This window comes from Actinomycetota bacterium (assembly GCA_040757835.1).
Taxonomy (GTDB): domain Bacteria; phylum Actinomycetota; class Geothermincolia; order Geothermincolales; family RBG-13-55-18; genus SURF-21.
Window position 1 is genome coordinate 1 of sequence record JBFLWJ010000015.1, and the last position, 19,449, is coordinate 19,449.

18 protein-coding genes and 1 riboswitch are annotated in these 19,449 nt (G+C 63.1%); all 18 genes read left to right on the forward strand.

What is annotated here, in order from left to right; genetic code table 11:
* Window positions 1–231: 231 nt before the first annotated feature.
* The 18 genes from infB to rpe all read left to right on the forward strand — a co-directional run bounded on the left by infB (window position 232) and on the right by rpe (window position 19,217).
* Complete coding sequence (gene infB / locus AB1384_11640; protein ID MEW6554925.1) at window positions 232–1,998, forward strand: translation initiation factor IF-2; 1,767 nt, start codon at window positions 232–234, stop codon at window positions 1,996–1,998.
* Window positions 1,999–2,011: 13 nt separating this feature from the next.
* Window positions 2,012–2,299 carry a DUF503 domain-containing protein gene (locus AB1384_11645; protein ID MEW6554926.1) on the forward strand — a complete coding sequence of 96 codons (288 nt, stop codon included), beginning with the start codon at window positions 2,012–2,014 and terminating at the stop codon, window positions 2,297–2,299.
* A 30-nt stretch (window positions 2,300–2,329) separates the two neighbouring features.
* A complete protein-coding gene (gene rbfA, locus AB1384_11650) occupies window positions 2,330–2,680 on the forward strand; it encodes a 30S ribosome-binding factor RbfA (protein ID MEW6554927.1) in 351 nt (116 codons plus the stop codon).
* Window positions 2,677–3,648, forward strand: a complete 972-nt coding sequence (locus AB1384_11655) for a bifunctional oligoribonuclease/PAP phosphatase NrnA (GenBank protein ID MEW6554928.1) — start codon at window positions 2,677–2,679, stop codon at window positions 3,646–3,648. Before rbfA ends, AB1384_11655 begins: the two co-directional genes overlap by 4 nt.
* Window positions 3,638–4,564 (forward strand): tRNA pseudouridine(55) synthase TruB, encoded by a 927-nt coding sequence (gene truB, locus AB1384_11660; protein MEW6554929.1) that lies wholly within the window; start codon window positions 3,638–3,640, stop codon window positions 4,562–4,564. Before AB1384_11655 ends, truB begins: the two co-directional genes overlap by 11 nt.
* A 117-nt stretch (window positions 4,565–4,681) precedes the next feature.
* Window positions 4,682–5,620 (forward strand): bifunctional riboflavin kinase/FAD synthetase, encoded by a 939-nt coding sequence (locus tag AB1384_11665; GenBank protein ID MEW6554930.1) that lies wholly within the window; start codon window positions 4,682–4,684, stop codon window positions 5,618–5,620.
* Window positions 5,621–5,827: 207 nt separating this feature from the next.
* Window positions 5,828–6,097, forward strand: coding sequence for a 30S ribosomal protein S15 (gene rpsO, locus AB1384_11670; protein MEW6554931.1), 270 nt, complete (start codon window positions 5,828–5,830; stop codon window positions 6,095–6,097).
* A 50-nt stretch (window positions 6,098–6,147) separates the two neighbouring features.
* On the forward strand, window positions 6,148–8,445 hold the full coding sequence (locus tag AB1384_11675) for a polyribonucleotide nucleotidyltransferase (protein MEW6554932.1): 2,298 nt from the start codon (window positions 6,148–6,150) through the stop codon (window positions 8,443–8,445).
* A gap of 16 nt (window positions 8,446–8,461) precedes the next feature.
* Window positions 8,462–9,724: a pitrilysin family protein gene (locus AB1384_11680; protein MEW6554933.1), complete on the forward strand. Its 1,263-nt coding sequence runs from the start codon at window positions 8,462–8,464 to the stop codon at window positions 9,722–9,724.
* A gap of 42 nt (window positions 9,725–9,766) precedes the next feature.
* Complete coding sequence (gene dapB, locus AB1384_11685; GenBank protein MEW6554934.1) at window positions 9,767–10,552, forward strand: 4-hydroxy-tetrahydrodipicolinate reductase; 786 nt, start codon at window positions 9,767–9,769, stop codon at window positions 10,550–10,552.
* A gap of 84 nt (window positions 10,553–10,636) precedes the next feature.
* A complete protein-coding gene (locus tag AB1384_11690; protein ID MEW6554935.1) occupies window positions 10,637–11,452 on the forward strand; it encodes an SDR family NAD(P)-dependent oxidoreductase in 816 nt (271 codons plus the stop codon).
* A gap of 519 nt (window positions 11,453–11,971) precedes the next feature.
* Entirely contained in the window at window positions 11,972–14,317 is a 2,346-nt protein-coding gene (locus tag AB1384_11695) for a DNA translocase FtsK 4TM domain-containing protein (GenBank protein MEW6554936.1), read from the forward strand.
* A 108-nt stretch (window positions 14,318–14,425) separates the two neighbouring features.
* On the forward strand, window positions 14,426–14,659 hold the full coding sequence (locus AB1384_11700) for a hypothetical protein (GenBank protein ID MEW6554937.1): 234 nt from the start codon (window positions 14,426–14,428) through the stop codon (window positions 14,657–14,659).
* A gap of 174 nt (window positions 14,660–14,833) precedes the next feature.
* Entirely contained in the window at window positions 14,834–16,156 is a 1,323-nt protein-coding gene (gene rimO, locus AB1384_11705) for a 30S ribosomal protein S12 methylthiotransferase RimO (GenBank protein MEW6554938.1), read from the forward strand.
* Window positions 16,134–16,733 carry a CDP-diacylglycerol--glycerol-3-phosphate 3-phosphatidyltransferase gene (gene pgsA / locus AB1384_11710; GenBank protein MEW6554939.1) on the forward strand — a complete coding sequence of 200 codons (600 nt, stop codon included), beginning with the start codon at window positions 16,134–16,136 and terminating at the stop codon, window positions 16,731–16,733. Before rimO ends, pgsA begins: the two co-directional genes overlap by 23 nt.
* A 1-nt stretch (window position 16,734) precedes the next feature.
* Entirely contained in the window at window positions 16,735–17,982 is a 1,248-nt protein-coding gene (locus AB1384_11715) for a CinA family nicotinamide mononucleotide deamidase-related protein (GenBank protein MEW6554940.1), read from the forward strand.
* Window positions 17,972–18,562 (forward strand): RNA 2',3'-cyclic phosphodiesterase, encoded by a 591-nt coding sequence (thpR, locus tag AB1384_11720; protein MEW6554941.1) that lies wholly within the window; start codon window positions 17,972–17,974, stop codon window positions 18,560–18,562. The genes AB1384_11715 and thpR overlap by 11 nt, the downstream gene beginning before the upstream one ends.
* Entirely contained in the window at window positions 18,555–19,217 is a 663-nt protein-coding gene (gene rpe / locus AB1384_11725; GenBank protein MEW6554942.1) for a ribulose-phosphate 3-epimerase, read from the forward strand. Before thpR ends, rpe begins: the two co-directional genes overlap by 8 nt.
* 102 nt (window positions 19,218–19,319) lie before the next feature.
* Window positions 19,320–19,435, forward strand: a riboswitch (FMN riboswitch).
* Window positions 19,436–19,449: the final 14 nt, after the last annotated feature.

The following is a 19,449-nucleotide window of genomic DNA, read 5'->3' on the forward strand; positions in this document are numbered from 1 at the left end:
GAGGAGGCCAGGCAAGCAAAGGCAGCGCCGGAGCGTACACCGCCGCCGCCACAGAGGCCTGCACCCCAGGGACCGGCGCCGCGCCAGCCGACGCCGTCGGGTGAAAAGACCGCGCCGCCTCAGATGCGCGGCAGGCCTCAGGGAAAGCCTCCCGCAAGGCCGAGGACGGACCGGCACGATCAGGTGCGCACCGAGAGGCCGGCCGTTGCGCGCGAGCCCGGCACCAAACCGATGAAGAAGAAGCTCCGTGTCCCGGCGGGGATAACGGTGAGGGAATTCGCGCAGCGTGTCGGCAGGACCCCCTCACAGATCATCTCCGTCCTCATGGGTATGGGAGAGATGGTAACCATCAACCAGGCCATCTCGGAGGACGCCCTCATGCTGGTGGCCGAGGAGTTCAAGATAGACCTGGAGATCAAGACGCGCGCCGGCGAGGAGGTCGTTGCCGTCGAGGATGCCCCCGAATCGTTGCTGCCCCGTGCGCCGGTGGTGACGGTCATGGGACACGTGGACCACGGCAAGACGTCGCTGTTGGACGCCATCCGCAACACCGCCGTCACCGATCAGGAGATGGGCGGGATAACCCAGCACATAGGTGCTTCGGTGGTTGAACACGAGGGCAAGACCATCACCTTCATCGACACCCCCGGCCACGAGTCCTTCACGGCCATGCGGGCCAGGGGGGCCAGCGTGACCGATATAGCGGTGCTGGTGGTCGCGGCAGACGACGGAGTGATGCCGCAGACCATCGAGGCCATCGACCATGCGCGCGCCGCCGAAGTGCCCATCATGGTGGCGGTGAACAAGATAGACAAGGCGGAGGCGAATCCAACCCGCGTGCGCCAGCAGCTCACCGAGTTCAACCTGCTTCCCGAGGAATGGGGAGGCGACACGATCTACGTCGACGTCTCCGCGAAGGACGGCACCGGCCTCGATCATCTTCTGGAGATGATATTGCTGGTGGCGGAGATCAACGATTACCGCGCCAACCCGCAGGCGCCGGCCAGCGGAAACATCATCGAAGCGCGCCTGGACAAGGGGAGGGGGCCGGTGGCTACGCTGCTGGTCAAACGGGGCACGCTGCGGCGCGGGGATGCCCTCATGGCCGGCAAGGCTTACGGAAGGGTACGTGCCCTAATCGACGACAAGGGAAAGACCATCCAGGAGGCTGGCCCCTCCACTCCCGTGGAGATCCTTGGCCTCTCCACGGTCCCGGAGGCGGGCGACGAGTTCGCGGTGGTCGAGGACGAGAAGAAGGCCCGAGCGATCGCCGGGGCCAGGGCCTCGAGGGAACGAGCTTCAGGTGATCGCAACGCGGTCCCGACCCTCTCTCTGGAGGACCTCTTCCGGCAGATCCAGGAGGGGGAGGCGCAGGAGTTCAACCTGATAATAAAGGGTGATACCCAGGGCTCGGTGGAAGCGGTGAAGGACTCCGTGGCCAAGATAAAAGTCGGGGAGATCGCGATCAACATCATCCGTACCGGTGTGGGAGCCATCACCGAGAACGACATCATGCTGGCCCGCGCTTCCGATGCCGTGGTGCTGGGCTTCAACGTCAGGCCGGATGCGGCCACCCAGGACATGGCGGCCAGGGAGAAGGTAGAGGTTCGGACATACCGCGTCATCTACCAGCTGCTGGAAGAGCTGGAAGCGGCACTGGTGGGCATGCTAAAGCCCGAATACGAGGAGATAAAGGTCGGGGAGCTGGAGGTGAGGGCGGTGTTCAAGGTGCCCCGCCAGGGGGCCATAGCCGGCTCTTACGTGCAGAGCGGGGAGATAAACCGCAATTCCCGCGTCAGGCTGGTGCGGGACGGGACCATCGTGTTCGAAGGGGGCATATCTTCTCTGCGCAGGTTCAAAGACGATGTACGCTCGGTCTCCGCCGGTTACGAGTGCGGCGTGGGGCTCGAAAACTTCCAGGACGTCAAGGAAGGCGACGTCATAGAGGTCATCGAGATGCGCGAGATACCCCGGGGCACCGAGGCGGCTGACTCCTGAGGAGGTCGTCGTCGTGTTCATAGGAGCATTGCGGATAGAACTGTATATGCCCCAGTGCCGGACCCTCAAGGACAAACGCCAGGTGGTCAGATCGATCATCGACCGCACCCGCAACCGCTTCAACGTAGCCGTCGCGGAGGTAGACAAGCAGGACCTCTGGCAGGTGTGCAGCCTCGGAGTATGTTGCGTGAGCAACACCGAATCCGCGGTGCGGGAGATACTGGACAAAGTGGACCGCAGCGTGAGGTCGACCGGCCAGGCCGAGGTGCTGGAATCGCCGGTAAGCGTGTTCAAGCCGTAACCGCGCGCCGGGAACGGGCGAGGTGACGAGATGATCCCTGACCGCATGAAGAGGGTCAACGAAGCCTGCAAGGAAGCGCTGGGGGAGATCCTCCAGGAGAAGATAAAGGACCCGCGCATAGGCTTTGTCACCGTCACCATGGTCGAGGTCACGCCTGATCTCCATCAGGCCAAGGTATGGTTGAGCGTGATGGGCACGGAAGAAGAGGTGGAAACGGCCATGCGGGTGCTCGAGAAGGCAAAGGGATTCCTGCGCAAGGAACTCGGAATGCGCGTCCGCATGCGCTATACTCCAGAGCTGAAGATAATCCTGGACCATGGGGCCGAGATAAGCGAGCGGCTCCAGGGTATCCTGCACGAACTGGAAGAGGATGGCACTTGAACGGAATCGCGCATATAGCGTCGCTGTTGCGGGACGCGGAGACAGTAGGGGTCGCCTCTCACGTAAATCCAGATGGAGACAGCGTGGGATCACTCCTAGCCCTGTCCATGGTCCTGGAGCGGACCGGAAAGAGAGTGCGTGCCTGCGTCCCTGAACCGGCGAAGTATCCTCCCCAGTACGGCTTTCTTCCCGGCAGGGAGTTGCTTATGGACCCCGGCGAGCTCGAGGAGGGACTGGAGCTCTTCGTCGCCCTGGACTGCAGCAACCCCGAGCGTCTCGGACCGCTGCGGGTCAAAGCGGAGTCTGCGCAGACCCTCATAAACATCGATCACCACGAGGACAATAAGCTCTACGGCACGGTGAACCTGGTTGACGCCGCGGCGTCCTCCACCTCTGAACTGGTGTTCGCGGTCATCAGGGAAGCCGGCTGGCCCCTCGACCCTGAAGTCGCTACTTGCCTCTATACGGGCGTGGTCACCGATACCGGCCGTTTTCAGCACCGCAACACGTCCCCTCGTACCTTCAGCCTGGCGGGAGAGCTTGCCGCCGCGGGCGGCGACATCTTCCGGGTGGTCAAAGAGGTATACGACAACCAGTCCCTCGCATATACCCGTCTCCTTGGCCGCGCCCTGCAACGCCTGGAGGTCGTGGGCGATCTCGGCCTTGGTTACAGCTTCATAACCCAGCAGGACCTGGACGAGACCGGCGCTTCCCTTCCCGAGACCGAGGACCTCATCGACCACTTGCGTACCGTCAGGGGCATCCAGGTGGTGGCGCTCCTCAAGGAGCTGGAAGACGGCAAGGTGAGGGTGAGCCTGCGCTCGCGCGACGGCATCGAGGTAGGACCCATCGCCCGTGCCATGGGCGGGGGCGGCCATGCCATGGCCGCGGGCTATACCTCGGATGCCGATATCGTGAACAGCATCGAGGTCCTCATCGGAGAGCTGCGGGAACGGCGTGGAAGCTAGGCGGACGGACGGACTGCTGCTGCTGGACAAGCCCACGGGCCCCACATCCCATGACATGGTCACTGCGGTGAGAAAGGGCGTTGGCGCGGCCAGGGCGGGCCACTGCGGCACCCTGGACCCCCTTGCATCCGGACTGCTGGTCATCCTCCTGGGGACAGCCACCCGGCTGGCTCCGTTTGTCCGGGGAGATCCCAAGATATACGAGGGCAGCATCGTGCTGGGCCTCACCACGGACAGCATGGACATAGAGGGACAGGTCACAAGCGAGAGCGACTATACGGGCGGGGAGGCTGAGGTGCGCGACGCACTGGCGTCCCTCGAGGGTGAGCTGGAACAACTGCCTCCCATGTATTCTGCGGTGAAGTACCGCGGCAAGCCCCTCCACCGCTATGCGAGGAAAGGCGAGGAAGTACCGCGCCGGGCCAGAAGGGTCAGCGTCTACAGCGTGGAGATGCTGGCCTTCCACAGGACGGGCGAACGGATGGAGGTGGACTTCCGTGTGGCATGCTCCCCCGGCACCTACGTGCGCGAACTGGCGGCGAGGTTGGGCGAGGCACTCGGCTGTGGCGGGGCCCTGTCGCGCCTGCGCCGCACGGCGTCCGGCCCTTTCCTCCTCGAACATGCGCACTCCCTGGACGAACTGGAAAAGCGGGGTACCGCAGGAGACGTGATCCTCCCCGCGTCGTCCGCGCTGAGGGGACACATGAGCATCGAGGTTGAGGAGGCTGTGGTGGAGGCGGTCTGCAACGGGTCACAGCTGGAGGGCTCCATGCTACGGCGCGTAGACGAAGGGATAGTGGACGGCGACATCGTCGCCGTCCACGGCGGGGGCAAGCTGCTGGGAGTGCACCGCGTGATCACGGCCTCGCCTTTCTCGTCGCGTGCGGTTCGTATGCTGCCGGGAGGTAACCGGTAGCCGGGCTCTCATGAGCGCGATTGAAAAGGCCGGGCGGTGCCTTATACTCTTTAGGTGAGCATTGGGGCGCGTTTTTCGTTAGCGAAGCGCGTGACAGGAGAAGAACGGCGGCGAGTTATGGAAATCATTCCAGGCATAGGGGCGATCCCCGAGGATATCGGAGAGACGGTGGTGACCGTCGGTATGTTCGACGGGGTCCACCGCGGCCATCAGAAGATCATCCACATCGCCCACGAGAAGGCGAGGGAGAGAGGCCTGCGCTGTGTGGTCTTCACCTTCGACCGCCATCCCCTCGAGGTCCTCAAGCCGGGGAAGCACCCCAAGCTGCTCTCTTCCAGCGCGCAGAAACTCCGGCTGCTGGAAGAACTCGATGTAGACATGGTGCTCATGGCCCACTTCGACGAGGAGTTCTCCGCCATAACCGCCGAGGAATTCGTGGACGGGCTGCTCATGAATGGACTGCATGCACGCGAGGTGGTGCTGGGCGAGAACTTCCGCTTCGGCCGGGGAGGGGAGGGGGACGTCGGCTCCATGGCGGCATTCGGCAAAACGAGGGGGATAATGACGTCCGCCATCCCGCTGCTGCGGGACAACGGCGATGTGATATCGAGCACACTCATACGCAAGATGATCGAACGGGGGGACGTCGAGGAGGCAGCACGCCGCCTGGGCTGGGACTATATGATCGAAGGAGTGGTGGTGAGAGGAGACGGCCGGGGAAGGAAGATGGGATTCCCCACCGCCAATATCGAGGTCCACGACAACCGCTGCATACCGGCCAAAGGCGTCTACGCGGGGGAAGCCCATCTCGAGCACCGTATCCTGCCGGCCGTGAGCTACATCGGGGATGTGCCCACTTTCGCCCACGCCATGGAGATCAAGAGGCGGGTCGAGGTGCACATCCCAGGCTGGGAGGATGATCTCTACGACCACTTCATGGGGATATCGTTCCAGGCCAGACTGCGTGGGGAGGCGACTTTTCCGGACGCGCAGGCGCTCATCGAGCAGATACGGGCGGACGTCAGCCGGGCCATGGATATGCTGAAGCAGCCGTAAGCGGGGACGGTAGCCCGACAGCCGTACCGGACCGACCCGCATGACACGCACGTTTTCCCTCTGTCCTGCGCTGTGTTATCATCTCATCGTGCAAGAAAGAGTGGAAAAAGATGTATAGGCGGCGGGAGGGCCGCCTGAACCTGGTCCTAGGAACGAAGAAAGCCGACTTCGCTCTTGGGTCCATGGGGATGAAGGAGGTGAAAAGGCATGCCCCTCAACAGTGAACGGAAACTCGAGATAATCGAGGAGTACAGATCTCACGAGCAGGACACCGGGTCCGCTGAAGTCCAGATCGCTATCCTCTCCAAGCGTATTGATGACCTTACCGAGCACCTCAAGGTGCATAAAAAGGACCATCACTCACGCAGAGGACTGCTGAAGATGGTCGGCAAGAGGAGAAGGCTCCTCGACTATCTCAAGGACAAGGACGTGGAAAGGTACCGCGAGCTCATCGAGAGATTGGGACTACGGCGTTAGCGACCGCGGGATTCGTGAGATGAGAAGAAACGAATGGAGATGAAGAAGGAATGACGGAAGAAGAAGCAAGGAAATACTCGGTGGATATAGCCGGAAAGGTGACCGAGTTGGAGGTGGGCAAACTGGCCTGCCTGGCAGATGGAGCCGTGGTCATATCCTGCGGCGGCACCGAGATCCTGGTAACGGCCATGGGGTCCAAGCACGAGGTTGACCGGGATTTCTTTCCCCTGGTGGTCGACGTCGAGGAGAGGATGTACGCGGCCGGGAAGATCCCCGGCGGTTTTTTTCGCCGCGAGGGACGCCCGTCGGAGAAGTCCATCCTCAACGCCCGCCTCATAGACAGGCCGCTTCGCCCCACTTTCCCGGAGGGTATGCGCATAGAGGTACAGGTCATAGCGACGATACTCTCGGTCGACCAGCTCAACCCGCCGGACGTGATGGCCATCAATGGAGCGTCCGCCGCCCTGTGCATCTCGGACGTGCCCTTCAACGGGCCGGTGGGTGCGGTAAGGGTGGGCCTGTTCGATAGCGGGCCCATGCTCAACCCCACTCTCCAGGAGCTCGAGGACAGCCGCCTCGACCTGGTGGTGGCGGGGGTGCTCAACCAGGAGACCAACGAGATCGACGTGATCATGGTGGAGGCCGGAGCCAACCAGGTCCCCGAGGACGAAATGGTCGACGCCTTGGAGTTCTCGAAACAGGGCATACGGGAGATGATCAAACTGCAGCTGCAGATGGCGAGGGAGGTAGGCAAGGAGAAGCGCAGCGTCAACCTCAAGAGCTACGACTTCGATGCCGTACGCGCCCGCTTTCCCGAGATGCAGAAACGCGTCGATCAGCTGGTGCACGACACGGCCCGTAACCAGTTGGACAAGGGCGAACGCGACCGCTGTATGGACAACCTCCAGAACGAACTGGTCCTGGCGGCGGAGATGGACGGCGCCAACGAGGAGTTCGTGGCGGCGATAAAGGAATACTTCAGTCACCTGGTGGGTAAATCCGTGCGCCGCATGATCGTGGATGAGGACATGCGGATAGACGGCAGGCGTCCCGAGGAGATACGTTCCATCTCATGCGAGGTGGGCCTGATATCGCGCACCCACGGGTCGGGCCTGTTCAGGCGCGGCCTCACCCAGGTACTGACGCTCCTCACCCTGGGCCCCATAAGCGACATGCAGAAAATAGACGACCTCTCCCCGGACGAGAGCAAACGCTACCTGCACCACTACAACTTCCCGCCTTTCTCGGTGGGCGAGACCGGTATGCTGCGCGGGCCGCGACGCAGGGAGATAGGCCATGGGGCTCTCGCGGAGAGGGCGCTGGTCAACCTGATCCCGGATGAGGAACAGTTTCCCTACACCATCCGCCTGGTTTCTGAGGTCCTCTCCTCCAACGGCTCGACCTCCATGGCTTCGGTGTGCGCCTCCACCCTGGCTCTGATGGACGCGGGTGTCCCCCTCAAGGAGAACAAGGCGGTGGCCGGCATAGCCATGGGCCTGATCAAGGAGGAGGACAAGGTCGCGGTACTCACGGATATCCAGGGGTTCGAGGACAAGTATGGCGACATGGACTTCAAGGTTGCGGGGACGGACAGCGGCATCACCGCGCTGCAGATGGACATGAAGGTGCAGGGGATATCGGTGGAGACCATGCAGCGGGCGCTGGAACAGGCCAAGGAAGCCCGCATATACATCCTGCGCAAGATAAGGGAGGCCATGCCGGAACCACGGAGCGAGCTGTCGCCGTTTGCGCCGCGCGTGGTGACCTTCGAGGTGCCGGTGGACAAGATCCGCGAAGTCATCGGCCCCGGCGGCAAGGTCATCCACAAGATAATGGCGGAGCACGACGTGGAGCTGGATATCGAGGATGACGGCCGCGTGTTCATCACCGCCAAGGACCTGGCGAGCGCCCAGGGGGCGAGGATGATGGTCGAGCAGATCATCCGCGAGCCCAAGGTCGGTGAACAGTACGACGGCACCGTGACCCGCACCACCAGCTTCGGTGCCTTCGTCGAGATACTCCCGGGTAAAGATGGATTGATCCACATCTCCAAGCTCGCCGACCGCCATATCCCACGCGTCGAGGACGTCATAAACGTCGGCGACAAGGTAAAGGTCGAGGTGATGGAGATCGACAAGATGGGAAGGATCAACCTGAGGGCACTCGATCTGAAGATACCTGACGGCCTGCCCGATTCGGGGCCACCGCGCAACGACCGCAGGCCGGAAGGGCGCAGGGATTCCAGGCCACCACGCGGCCAGTCAGGGCAGCAGGGCAGGCAGGACGGCAGGGACAGGGGCGACGCAGGCCGTCCGAGGCAGGACGGGCAGGACAGGAAGAGCTGGTAACGGGACGCCGTTTCCTATGGAGAAACACTTTCAGCGTACCGAGGGACGGAACGGCATCCGCATCCTCACGGAGCGGATGCCGAATCTGCGCAGTGTCACTACCGGGTTCTGGGTGGGGGTGGGCTCGCGCGACGAGCCCCAGGAGCTCTCCGGCATAAGCCATTTCATCGAACACCTGCTCTTCAAGGGGACCTCCCTGCGCAGCGCCAAGCGTATCGCCGAGGATTTCGATGCCATGGGAGGTGAGCTGAACGCGTTCTCCGCCAAGGAGTACACCTGTTACTATGCCAAGGTGCTGGACGAAAAGGTGGAGGACGCCTTCGAGGTCATGACCGACATGCTGCTGCGCTCGCTCATGCGGCCCCAGGACGTGGACGCGGAGCGCAAGGTGATCCTAGAGGAGATCGCCATGCATGAGGATTCCCCCGACGATATCATCCACGACCTCTTCGTATCAGCCCTGTGGGAATCGCATCCCCTGGGTCAGAGCGTGCTGGGCTACCAGAACGTCATACGCACCCTGGGGAGCGATGAGATAGCGGCCTACTTCCGCCGCTTCTATTTGCCACGCAATATCGTCATCGCGGTAGCGGGCAATATCGAGCACGAGAAAGTGGCAGGCCTGGTCGAGCGCTTCATGGATAGCGACGGGGCAAAGGGACTGCACGAGCGCCACAGCGTGGTGCCGGAGATCAGGCCCCATACCGTCGTTTACAACCGCCCCACCGAACAGGCGCATATCGTCCTCGGCACCCAGGGACTACCGCGCCAGCACCCCGCTCGTTTCGCCCTCGCCATCCTGGATAACATCCTGGGCGGGGGGATGAGTTCCAGGCTGTTCCAGAAGATAAGGGAAGAGCGTTCCCTGGCCTACTCCATCTTCTCCTACCACTCCATGTACGTCGAGACGGGCCTGGTGGCCGTCTATGCCGGCACGAACCCGGAGAACGTCTCGGCGGTGCTAGAGTTGATCAAGGAGGAGATAGACCTTCTGCTCGAAAGAGGGATCAGCGAGGAGGAACTGGAGCGCGCCAAGGGGCACATCAAGGGCAACCTGGTGCTTAGCCTCGAGGACAGCGGCAGCCGCATGACCCGGCTGGGAAAAGCGGAGATATGTGCGGGCGAGATCCTCAGCCTGGACGAGCTGCTGCGGCGCATTGACGTGATCACCACGGACGACGTGCGCAAACTGGCCAGGGACCTTTTCGGGGCGCGCAGGCTGGTGGCAACGGTCATCGGACCTTTCGGGGACAGGGAGATACAGGGCCATCTATTCTGAGCGGGAAGACCACGGCAGCGGTTTGGGTCAAGGGGGGATCGCATGATCAAGGTAGGTGTCAGCGGCGCGGGCGGGCGCATGGGCCGTGAGGTCTGCCGGGCAATCACCGCCGAGGAAGGCCTGGAACTGGTATGCGCCATCGATCCTTCCTATGCCGGAACGGTCCTCAGCGAACTGTTGCCGGGACTCGAGAGCGATATCACGGTTTCCGGTTCCCTGCAGGACCTGCACTCGTGCGGTACCGAGGTGATGGTCGACTTCAGCGTGGCCGCCGCCGCCCGCGTCGGGGTGTCCTACGCCCTGGACCGGGGCATCGCGTGCGTGGTCGGTACCACCGGACTCGAGGCAGGAGACCTCGAGGATTTCGCCCGCATCGCGGACGAGAGGGGGACCGGGTGCCTGGTGGCGCCAAACTTCGCCATCGGAGCGGTGTTGATGATGGAATTCGCCCGTCTTGCCGCGCGCCATATGCCGGCGTGCGAGATAGTGGAACTGCACCACGACCGCAAGATCGACGCTCCTTCGGGGACGGCCCTGAATACCGCGAGGATGATCCTGGAGGAAAGGGGAGTCGAGATCGCAAGCGCAGAGGCATCAGAGGCCGGGCCTCGCGGCCTGGACCTCGGAGGGATACGCGTGCATTCAGTGCGCCTGCCGGGACTGATGGCCCACCAGGAAGTTATATTCGGCGGGGCGGGACAGACCTTGAGCATACGGCACGACACCTTTGACCGCGCCTCCTTCATGCCAGGGGTGATGATGGCGGTTAAGGGGATCGTGGAGATGAAGGGGCTTGTCCTGGGCCTCGACAAGGTACTTGACGTTTAAGGCAAGCCGCTCCCGGTCCGGCGAGCGGGAGAGTGACGGCGAACGAGACGACAGGTAAGGCAGGGAGAGAGGAGGGACGGGAAGATGAGGGACCTAGCCGGGAAGATAGTCCTGATCACCGGGGCTGCGCGGGGCATGGGAAAGCTGCATGCCGAGAACTTCCACCGGGAAGGCAGCGTGGTCGTGGTCACCGATGTGGACGAGGCCGGGCTTAAGGTGACCGAGAGCGAGCTGCGCTCGCGCGGATGCAAGGTCCACGCATACGGACTGGACGTCTCCGACCGCGACGCTTGCTTTGCGCTGGCGGAAAAGGTCAGGTCCGAGGTGGGCCCCATAGACGTGCTCATCAACAATGCCGGGATCACCGAGTGCCACGCCGTACTCGACCTCTCCGAGAAGGCGGTGAGGCGCATGGCTGAGGTGAACTATATGGGGTACGTCTGGATGATGCAGGCGGTGGTCCCGGAGATGCTCAAGAGGGGATCGGGGCACGTGGTCAACGTCTGTTCCGTTGCCGGCAAGGTGGGAACAGCCAAGATGGGCGGCTACTGCGCCACGAAGTTCGCCGATATCGGCATCACCGACGCCATCCGCATGGAGACCAGGGGCAGCGGAGTGGACTTCACCATCGTCAACCCGGGCTACGTCTCCACCGGCATGTTCGAGGGAGGCAAGGTGCCCTTCATAACCAGGTGGCAGGACCCCATGAAGGTCTCCCGAGCCGTGGTGGAGGCGGTGAGGAGGAACAAGGCCGAGATCTGCGTTCCCCGGGCCAACGTGCTCCTGGTGGCCTTCCTGCGAGGGCTTTGTATGCCCAAGCTCATTGATTTCACCTTCCACCTCTTGGGCGTCGATAAGTCCATGGACGGTTGGTGCAGGGCGGGGGAGCGCCCGTTCTAGGGCTTTTCCGGCCTTGAGGTGCTAGATCCAGCCCGGCGACAAGGCTGGTCGTCGTCGCAAGCTCCTCCGAGCACCTTGCTCGCCGGGCTGGTGGCAGCGCAGACGAAGGCTCTTTGGCGAACCCAGCCTAGAACGGGCGGTGGGGATAATATAGGGCGACATCCGGGCGGGTACAGAGCCTTTGTACTGTGATAATATGCACGATTCATGGCGCGACCGACCTGGTAGTTCCCCGGGCTGGTGGCAACGCAGACGGATGCTCTCTTTCCGAAAAAGCCCGGAACGGGCGGTGGGGATAATATAGGGCGATATTCAGGTCCGAAAAATACCTGTTGGCCACATCCATGCGCGGTTCTCGTTCCCCATGATCCATATGTTGTTCCGCGACCCTGCCGTTGGCTGGTTAAAAGGTGATCGCGAGGTAAGCGTTGAACAACAGGAGTAGGATTTGGAGGAGGACGTTTTCGCTTAAAATCCTCGTGGGATCCGAGGTTGTCGTTGAAAACGACTGGAGTGAAGATGGCGACGGCTAAGAAAAAGCCGGCACGGGCGAACAAGAAGGGCAAGGTGCCGTCTACGGGCAACGCCAGGAAAGGGACCGGCGGCAGGAAGACGGAGAGAGGACTGCCGAGGAACCTGCGCGAGATCTACGGCGTGGCCATCATAACCGTGGCCGTCCTCTGTTTCCTTGCCTTCTACCTCTCCGCGCTGGGTCCGGTGGGAAGGGGGCTCGACCTCTTCTTCTCCTACGTCATGGGCGGCGTGCGCTATGCCCTACCCTTCATCCTGCTCCTGGTAGGCCTGGCGCTTTTGCTGGGCCGCCTGGGCGAGATACCCAGTGAGAAGGATGCATGGCACTTGACCTGGGTCGAACTGGCGGGGACAGCGGTGATGATCATGGCAATCTGTGCGCTGCTCAGCCTGGGACGTGGCGACGTGGAGACGATGTTTGAGCGCGCAAACCTGGAGGCCGGAGGCGGGCTCATAGGAGCGGCCATAGCTTGGCCGCTGGTAAAGATGTTCAGCAGAACGGGAGCGTACGTGCTCCTGATAGCGATGTTCATCGTCGGGTTCCTGCTCTTCACGGGTCTTACCATATCTAAGTATTTCCAAGAGAGGGTGGAGAAGAGGCGTCGCCAGCGCGCCGAGAAGAGGGCGGCGGTCCCCACGGCGGCGGCATCCATGACCGCCGGCCGGTCGCCGAGGAAAGAGGCGCCTCAACCACTTCCTGGAGTCGAGAAGGCCGGGATGTTGGTGGAGGACGGCCCGCCACCGGAGACTCCGCCCGCGCCCGAGATCCCCCCTGAAATGGCTGCTCCACCGAAACTGGTCGAGGAGGATACGGGCCAACTGGCCATCGAGGTGGAGGATGGGGGCAAAGGCAAGGCCTACAAGCTACCGCCGCTGGAGCTGCTGAGCAGGGCCGGGGAGCGCAATCCCATATCGCATAAGAGCGTGAACGAGAGCATCTCCATCCTCGAGAAGACCCTGAAGGAATTCGGAGTAGACGCGGCGGTGACGCGTGTGACGCGGGGTCCCACCGTGACCAGGTTCGAGGTCGAGCTGGGCTCGGGAGTGAAGGTGAACCGCGTGCTCAACCTGAGCGACGACATAGCCTACGCCCTGGCATCACCGGATATCAGGATAATCACCCCTATCCCGGGCAAGTCGGCCATCGGCATCGAGATCCCCAACCGCGAGAGGGACCTGGTGACCCTGGGGGACATCCTGTCCAATCCCATGGCCAGCAAGTCGCCGGGCCCGCTCAAGGTGGGTCTGGGGATGGACATATCCGGAAAGCCAGTGATGATGGACCTGCGCGAGATGCCGCACCTGCTGCTCGCGGGCGCCACCGGTACCGGGAAGAGCTGCTGCATCAACGCCATTATCGCGTCGGTGCTGGTCACTTCCCCTCCCCACGATGTGAGGATGATCATGGTCGACCCAAAGTACGTCGAGCTCTCGCACTTCAACGGCATACCCCACCTGCTCACCCCGGTGATAACCGACCCGAAGAAGGCAGCCGGTGCGCTGGCCTGGGTGGTGCGGGAGATGGAGATGCGATACCAGCTCCTCTCGAAGGCGGGGGTGAAGAGCATCATCGCCTACCGTTCGGCCCTCAAGGAGGGCCTCGAGAAGGAAAAGGACGAGAAGGGCGAGCGGCAGTTCCCCCACCTGCCGTACATACTGGTGCTCATCGACGAGCTGGCCGACCTGATGATGGTGGCCTCGGCGGAAGTAGAGGACAGCATAGCGAGGATCGCCCAGATGGCGCGGGCGGTGGGGATCCACCTGGTGGTGGCCACCCAGAGGCCTTCGGTGGACGTGGTGACCGGGATGATCAAGGCGAACATGCCTTCACGCATAGCTTTCACCGTGGCCAGCCAGGCCGATTCGAGGGTGATCCTCGACGTGGGGGGCGCGGAGAAGCTGGTGGGCCACGGCGACATGCTCTTTCTACCGGCGGGGAGCTCGAAGCCCATAAGGGTGCAGGGTTCCTACATCGCGGAGCGGGAGATCGCCGCCGTCGTCGGGTTCATCAAGCGCCAGCGCCAGGCGGACTACCAGGAGGAGATCCTGGAGGAGGCGGGCAAAGGGAGGAGAGAACAGACCCGCGAGGACGAGTTGCTGGAGGAAGCCATCGAGATCGTGGTGCTCTCCGGGATGGCCTCGGCGTCGCTGCTGCAGCGAAAACTCAGGGTCGGCTACGCGCGGGCGGCGCGTCTGGTGGACCTCATGGAGGACCTGGGCATCGTGGGGGGTTCAGAGGGCAGCAAACCCAGGGCGGTGCTCATAACCCCAGAGGAACTGGAGGAACGGAGGAGGCGCATGGGGGCGCAGCCGGAAGGGGAGGTAGCCAGTTGAGCCGCTCAGGGAGATACCATTACCGCGCCGGTGCTTTTGACGTTCTGGTTATTAAAGACATTGGTCTCTGGTATAATCAACCCAATAGGCATTGAGCAGGAGGTCGCGGTGGCCAACAGGTTGGCTCAGGAAGTCGAGAAGGTCCTTGCGGCGGCGGTCGGCGATTTCATCGCCAAGGCCACGGTGAAGAAGAACTGCGAGCTGATAGGCACCACGCCTGACGACCTGACCGCCGATCAGCTTCCGACCCTGGCCGAGAAGATCGAGAAATCCGTATCCTTCTTTTCCGGAAAGGACGTCGGCAGCGGGGTGGCGGAGAAGATCAAGGCCATAAAGATCTGATATTGCGTGGCACCGTGCCGCCAGGGCCGCGATCAGACTTAGCAACATGGTAATAGAGGAGGACCGGGGTCGAGATATGCCCGGTCCTTTTAGCGTCTCGCAAGATGGCCGTGGTGGCGGCGAGAAAAGGAACGGCCGGGGCGCTTGAAGGCGGCCGCGGCGAGGTGGTCGAGGATGATGGTGCATAAGAAGTCCTTCTTTCTGTTCAGCCTGGGTTGCCCCAAGAACGAGGTGGACTCGGACGGCCTGGCCTCGATGCTCATGAGGGAAGGCTGGGCCATGCAGCGCCATGCCCGTGATGCCGGGGTCATGGTGGTCAACACGTGCTCGTTCGTGGCCGCGGCGGTGGAGGAATCGCTGGAGACCATCATGGAGCTGGCGGACCTGAGGGAGGATGGAGGCAGGCGCCTGGTGGTCAGCGGCTGCCTGGTCTCGAGGTACGGCGGGGGTACTCTCGCTCCCCTCCTTCCCGAAGTGGACATGTGGGTCGACATGTCCGAATATCATCGCTTTGCAGCCTTGCTGGACGAGCTGATCGGCGAGGAGCCCACGGGGGAAGAAGGCGGGGGGCGGGACCGCGCTGCAACGCTTGAGCGCGGTTTCGTCTATGTCAAGATCGCAGAAGGGTGCTCGAGGAGGTGTTCCTTCTGTGCTATCCCGGCCATCAGGGGACCCCTGAGCTCGCGCCCCCGTGAAGAGATCGTGGAGGAAGCGCGCCTCTTCACGCGGCACGGGGCACGCGAGATAGTGCTCGTGGCCCAGGACACAACCTCGTACGGGCTGGATTTATACGGCCGGACCGCGCTCCCCGACCTTCTCTCGGACCTGCGTGAGGCCGTGGGAGAGGCGTGGCTGCGCGTCATGTATACGTATCCCGAGGGCGTCGATGACGCCCTCCTGCGGGCCATGGCCGATTACGGCGCCTGCCGCTATCTGGACCTTCCCTTTCAGCACTCAGACGCTGGCGTGCTCAAAGCAATGGGGAGGAGGGGGGATGCCGGGTCACACCTCCGGCTTCTGGCGAGGATAGGCGAGCTTATGGGGGAGGTGGCCTTGCGCGCCACCTTCATGGTGGGTTTCCCTGGCGAGGACGGCAGGGCCTTCGCTGATCTCGCGGCATTCGTGGCCGGCGCCCGTTTTGACTGGCTGGGGCTCTTCGGCTATTCTCAGGAGGAAGGCACCCCCGCGTTTTCCCTTGGAAAAGGGGCTTCCGCTTCCGTGACACGCGCCAGGCTGCAGGAGCTGGCCGCCGTGCAGGAGGAGATAATGCGGGAGAAAGCAGTGGCGCTGGTGGGGAACGAGATGAGAGTGCTGCTGGAGCAAGCGAGCTCGGAGGCTCCAGGCTTCTGGGAGGGCCGGACGTGGCGAGAAGCCCCCGAAATAGACGGCGTGGTCTTCGTAGCAGACACCGGGGGCTTGCGAGCGGGGAGCATGGTCGACGTGGCGATAACGTCGAGCGAAGGGGTTGACCTGGTTGGCACGGTCAAAAGGGGATAATGACGTATCGAACGCGGTGGGGAGAGGGGACAACCTGAACCTGCCCAATGCCCTTACCATGTCGCGTATGCTCATGGCGCCGCTCATCGCCTACCTGCTCTCCGACGATGACCGCCGCAGGAACGTCCTGGCGGCGATCACGGTAGGCGCCGCCGCCCTCACAGATCTCCTTGACGGACACATCGCCCGCAAACAGGGGAAGGAGACCAGGCTGGGGCAGTTTCTCGACCCCCTTGCGGACAAGATATGCATCTCCACTACCTTCATCATGCTCGCGGCGCGGCGCAGGATGCCTGCATGGGTGCCGGGGGTGATCATAGGGCGAGAGGTATTGATCACCCTCTTCAGGGTCTACGCCGGATCGCAGGGCTCCTCGGTCCCTGCGAGCATTTGGGGGAAGCTGAAGACCAACTCGCAACTCCTGGCGGTCCTTATGGTCATCCTGGGGGGCGGAGACCCCTCCCGGGCGGACCTGGAAAAAGCAGCCGTCAACCTGTCGGTGGCGCTGACCCTATATTCCGGACTCGACTACATGCGCAAGTCGGGCCGTTACCTGAGCAGGCCGGAGGGCGTGTAGGGTGCAGACATGCGCGCTGCTTGCCGTGGGAGACGAACTGCTCGACGGCAGGGTGAGCGACACCAATTCCGACTTCATCATCGAGAGGTTAACGCCCCTGGGCTTCGAGGTGGTCCTGCGCGTCAACGTCGGCGACGATCTGGCCCGCATAGGGCATGCCATTTCGCTGTGCATGGGCCTGGCCGACGTGGTGGTGGTCACCGGGGGGTTGGGGCCCACCGGGGACGACCTGACGAGGGAGGCGGTGGCCGGATCGCTGCGCCGCCCGCTCCACCGCGACGGGCGCCTGGAGGAGAGGCTGCGCGGCTTCTTCGAGACCATGGGGAGAAAGATGTCGGACACCAACCTGAAGCAGGCGGACCTGGTCGAGGGGGCCGTGCCCATCGACGCGCGCCTGGGTACGGCCCCCGGCCAGTGGATCGAGGCCGGCGGCAAGCTGATCTTCCTCGTCCCCGGCGTCCCCAGGGAGATGCGCGACATGATCGAGGGAGACGTCATCCCACTGCTCGCGCGGCGGTTCGCTTTGGAGGAGAGGGGCATGAATTCGACCTTCCTGGTCGCTGCGATGCCCGAGTCTGAACTCGCGGAACACGTGGAGAAAGCCCTGTCAGGCGTGGAGGGGGTGAGGGCCGCATACCGGGCGATGCTGGGCCAGATCGAGGTCAAACTGTCCGCACCCCACGGCCATCCCGGCTTCAGGGGGGCGGAGGAGAGGGTGAAAGCCGCCCTGGGGGCCTGGGTGGTGGCAGAGGGAGGAGAGACGCTGCAGGGGAACCTCGGGGAAGCCATGCGCGGCCGCGGGCTCACCCTGGCGGTGGCGGAGTCGCTCACGGGGGGTATGGTCGGCGAGAGGATCACCAGCGTCCCCGGCAGCTCGGACTATTTCCTTGGGAGCATCGTCGCCTACACCTACGATGCCAAGGCCGGACTGCTGGGAGTGAACGCGGGGCTGCTGCGCGAACGGGGTGCTGTGAACGAGGAAGTGGCTAAGGCAATGGCCCGGGGAGCCAGGCAGAGGTTCTCCTCGCACCTCGGTATAGCGCTGAGCGGCGTCGCGGGACCAGACGGCGGAGAGGAGGATGAACCTCCCGGTACGGTCGCCTTCGGACTGGCCGATGAAACGGGGACTTACGGCTGGATCTACCGCCTGCCCGGGGACCGAGAGATGGTACGCCAGTTCGCCACCACGATAATGCTGACCATCACTCTCCTCTATGTGCGTGGTGAGGATTATAGCCATGTCCGGTAAGGCCCTGAGGTTGTTCGTCGCGGCCGGCATACCCAGCGAGGCCAGGGACATCCTGGGGCTGGCGATGGACGGTTCGCGCGCAAAGATCGCTGACGCGAGATGGGTAAGTGCGGAAAACCTCCACCTCACGCTGAAGTTCATCGGCGCATATGGAGAGGAAGCGCTGGAGGGCTTGTCGAACGAGTTGCTGGAGACGGCCGCGCGCTGCAAGCCTTTCAAGGCGGCGCTTGGAGGTTGCGGCGCGTTCCCCTCGCCGCGCAAGGCCCGCGTGATCTGGGTCGGTATGTGCGAGGGAGCGGAAAGCGCGGGCGCGGTCGCCCGAAAGCTGGATGCCCGGCTGGAGAGGGTGGGGATAGAACGCGAGAGCAGGCCGTTCCGCGGCCATATCACCCTGGCGAGGATGAAGCACCCGCGGGACTGTGCGGCTGCGCTGGAGGACCTGGGCAAGCAGCTCGGGGGATTGCAGGACAGGGCTTTCACAGTGGACGAAGTGGTACTCTACCACAGTATACTTGGACCACAGGGACCTACCTATATTGCGCTGCAGAGGGTCGCGCTGGGAGGGAACAGCCATGAGTAAGGTCAAACTGGCCCCGTCGCTGCTCAATGCCGACTTCAGCGACCTGCGCGAGGCCGTATCCTCAATCGAGGACACCGCGGACGTCATCCACCTGGACGTGATGGACGGCAACTTCGTCCCCAATATAACCTTCGGACCCCTGGTGGTGAAAGCGGTTCGGGCCATCACCGACCTTCCCCTGGATGTGCACCTCATGATCGCCCACCCCGCGGAGTACGTCGAGGACTTCGTCAGGGCCGGTGCGGACTGGGTCTCGTTCCACGCCGAGGTCACGCGGCACCCCGGAGAGATACTCGGGCTCATACACAGCCTTTCCTGCCGGGCCGGTGTGGTCATCAACCCCCAGACGCCCGCGGAGCGCCTCTACGAGTACCTTGAATTGATGGAATTCGCGCTGGTGATGACGGTCATGCCCGGCTTCGGTGGACAGGCAATGATCCCGGAGGCACTATACAAGGTCGAGGAGTTGAAAAGCGAAGCGGGGCGACGGGGCCTGGGCCTGGAAGTCGAGGTGGATGGCGGTGTGAAGACGGAGAACCTGCACGCGGTGCTGGAGGCGGGCACCGACATCGTGGTGGTGGGGTCCTCCATATTCGGCGCGCCGGACCCGCGGATGGCCGCGCGAGAGATCAGGTCCATCCTCGACGGATCCTGAGGCACCGGGGCTCTCCCTCCGGCGCAAAACGCGCTGCCGGCCGGTTATCATTATCTTGGATGATATAGACAGCCGTTAACGGCTGCCGCTATAATTTATCTGTACGGTCTTCGGGGCAGGGTGAAAACCCCGACCGGCGGTAAAAGTCCGCGAGCCGCAAGGCAGAGCCGGCGAAATTCCGGCACCGACGGTGAAAGTCCGGATGGGAGAAGACCTCCAGGCGCAGGTTCGT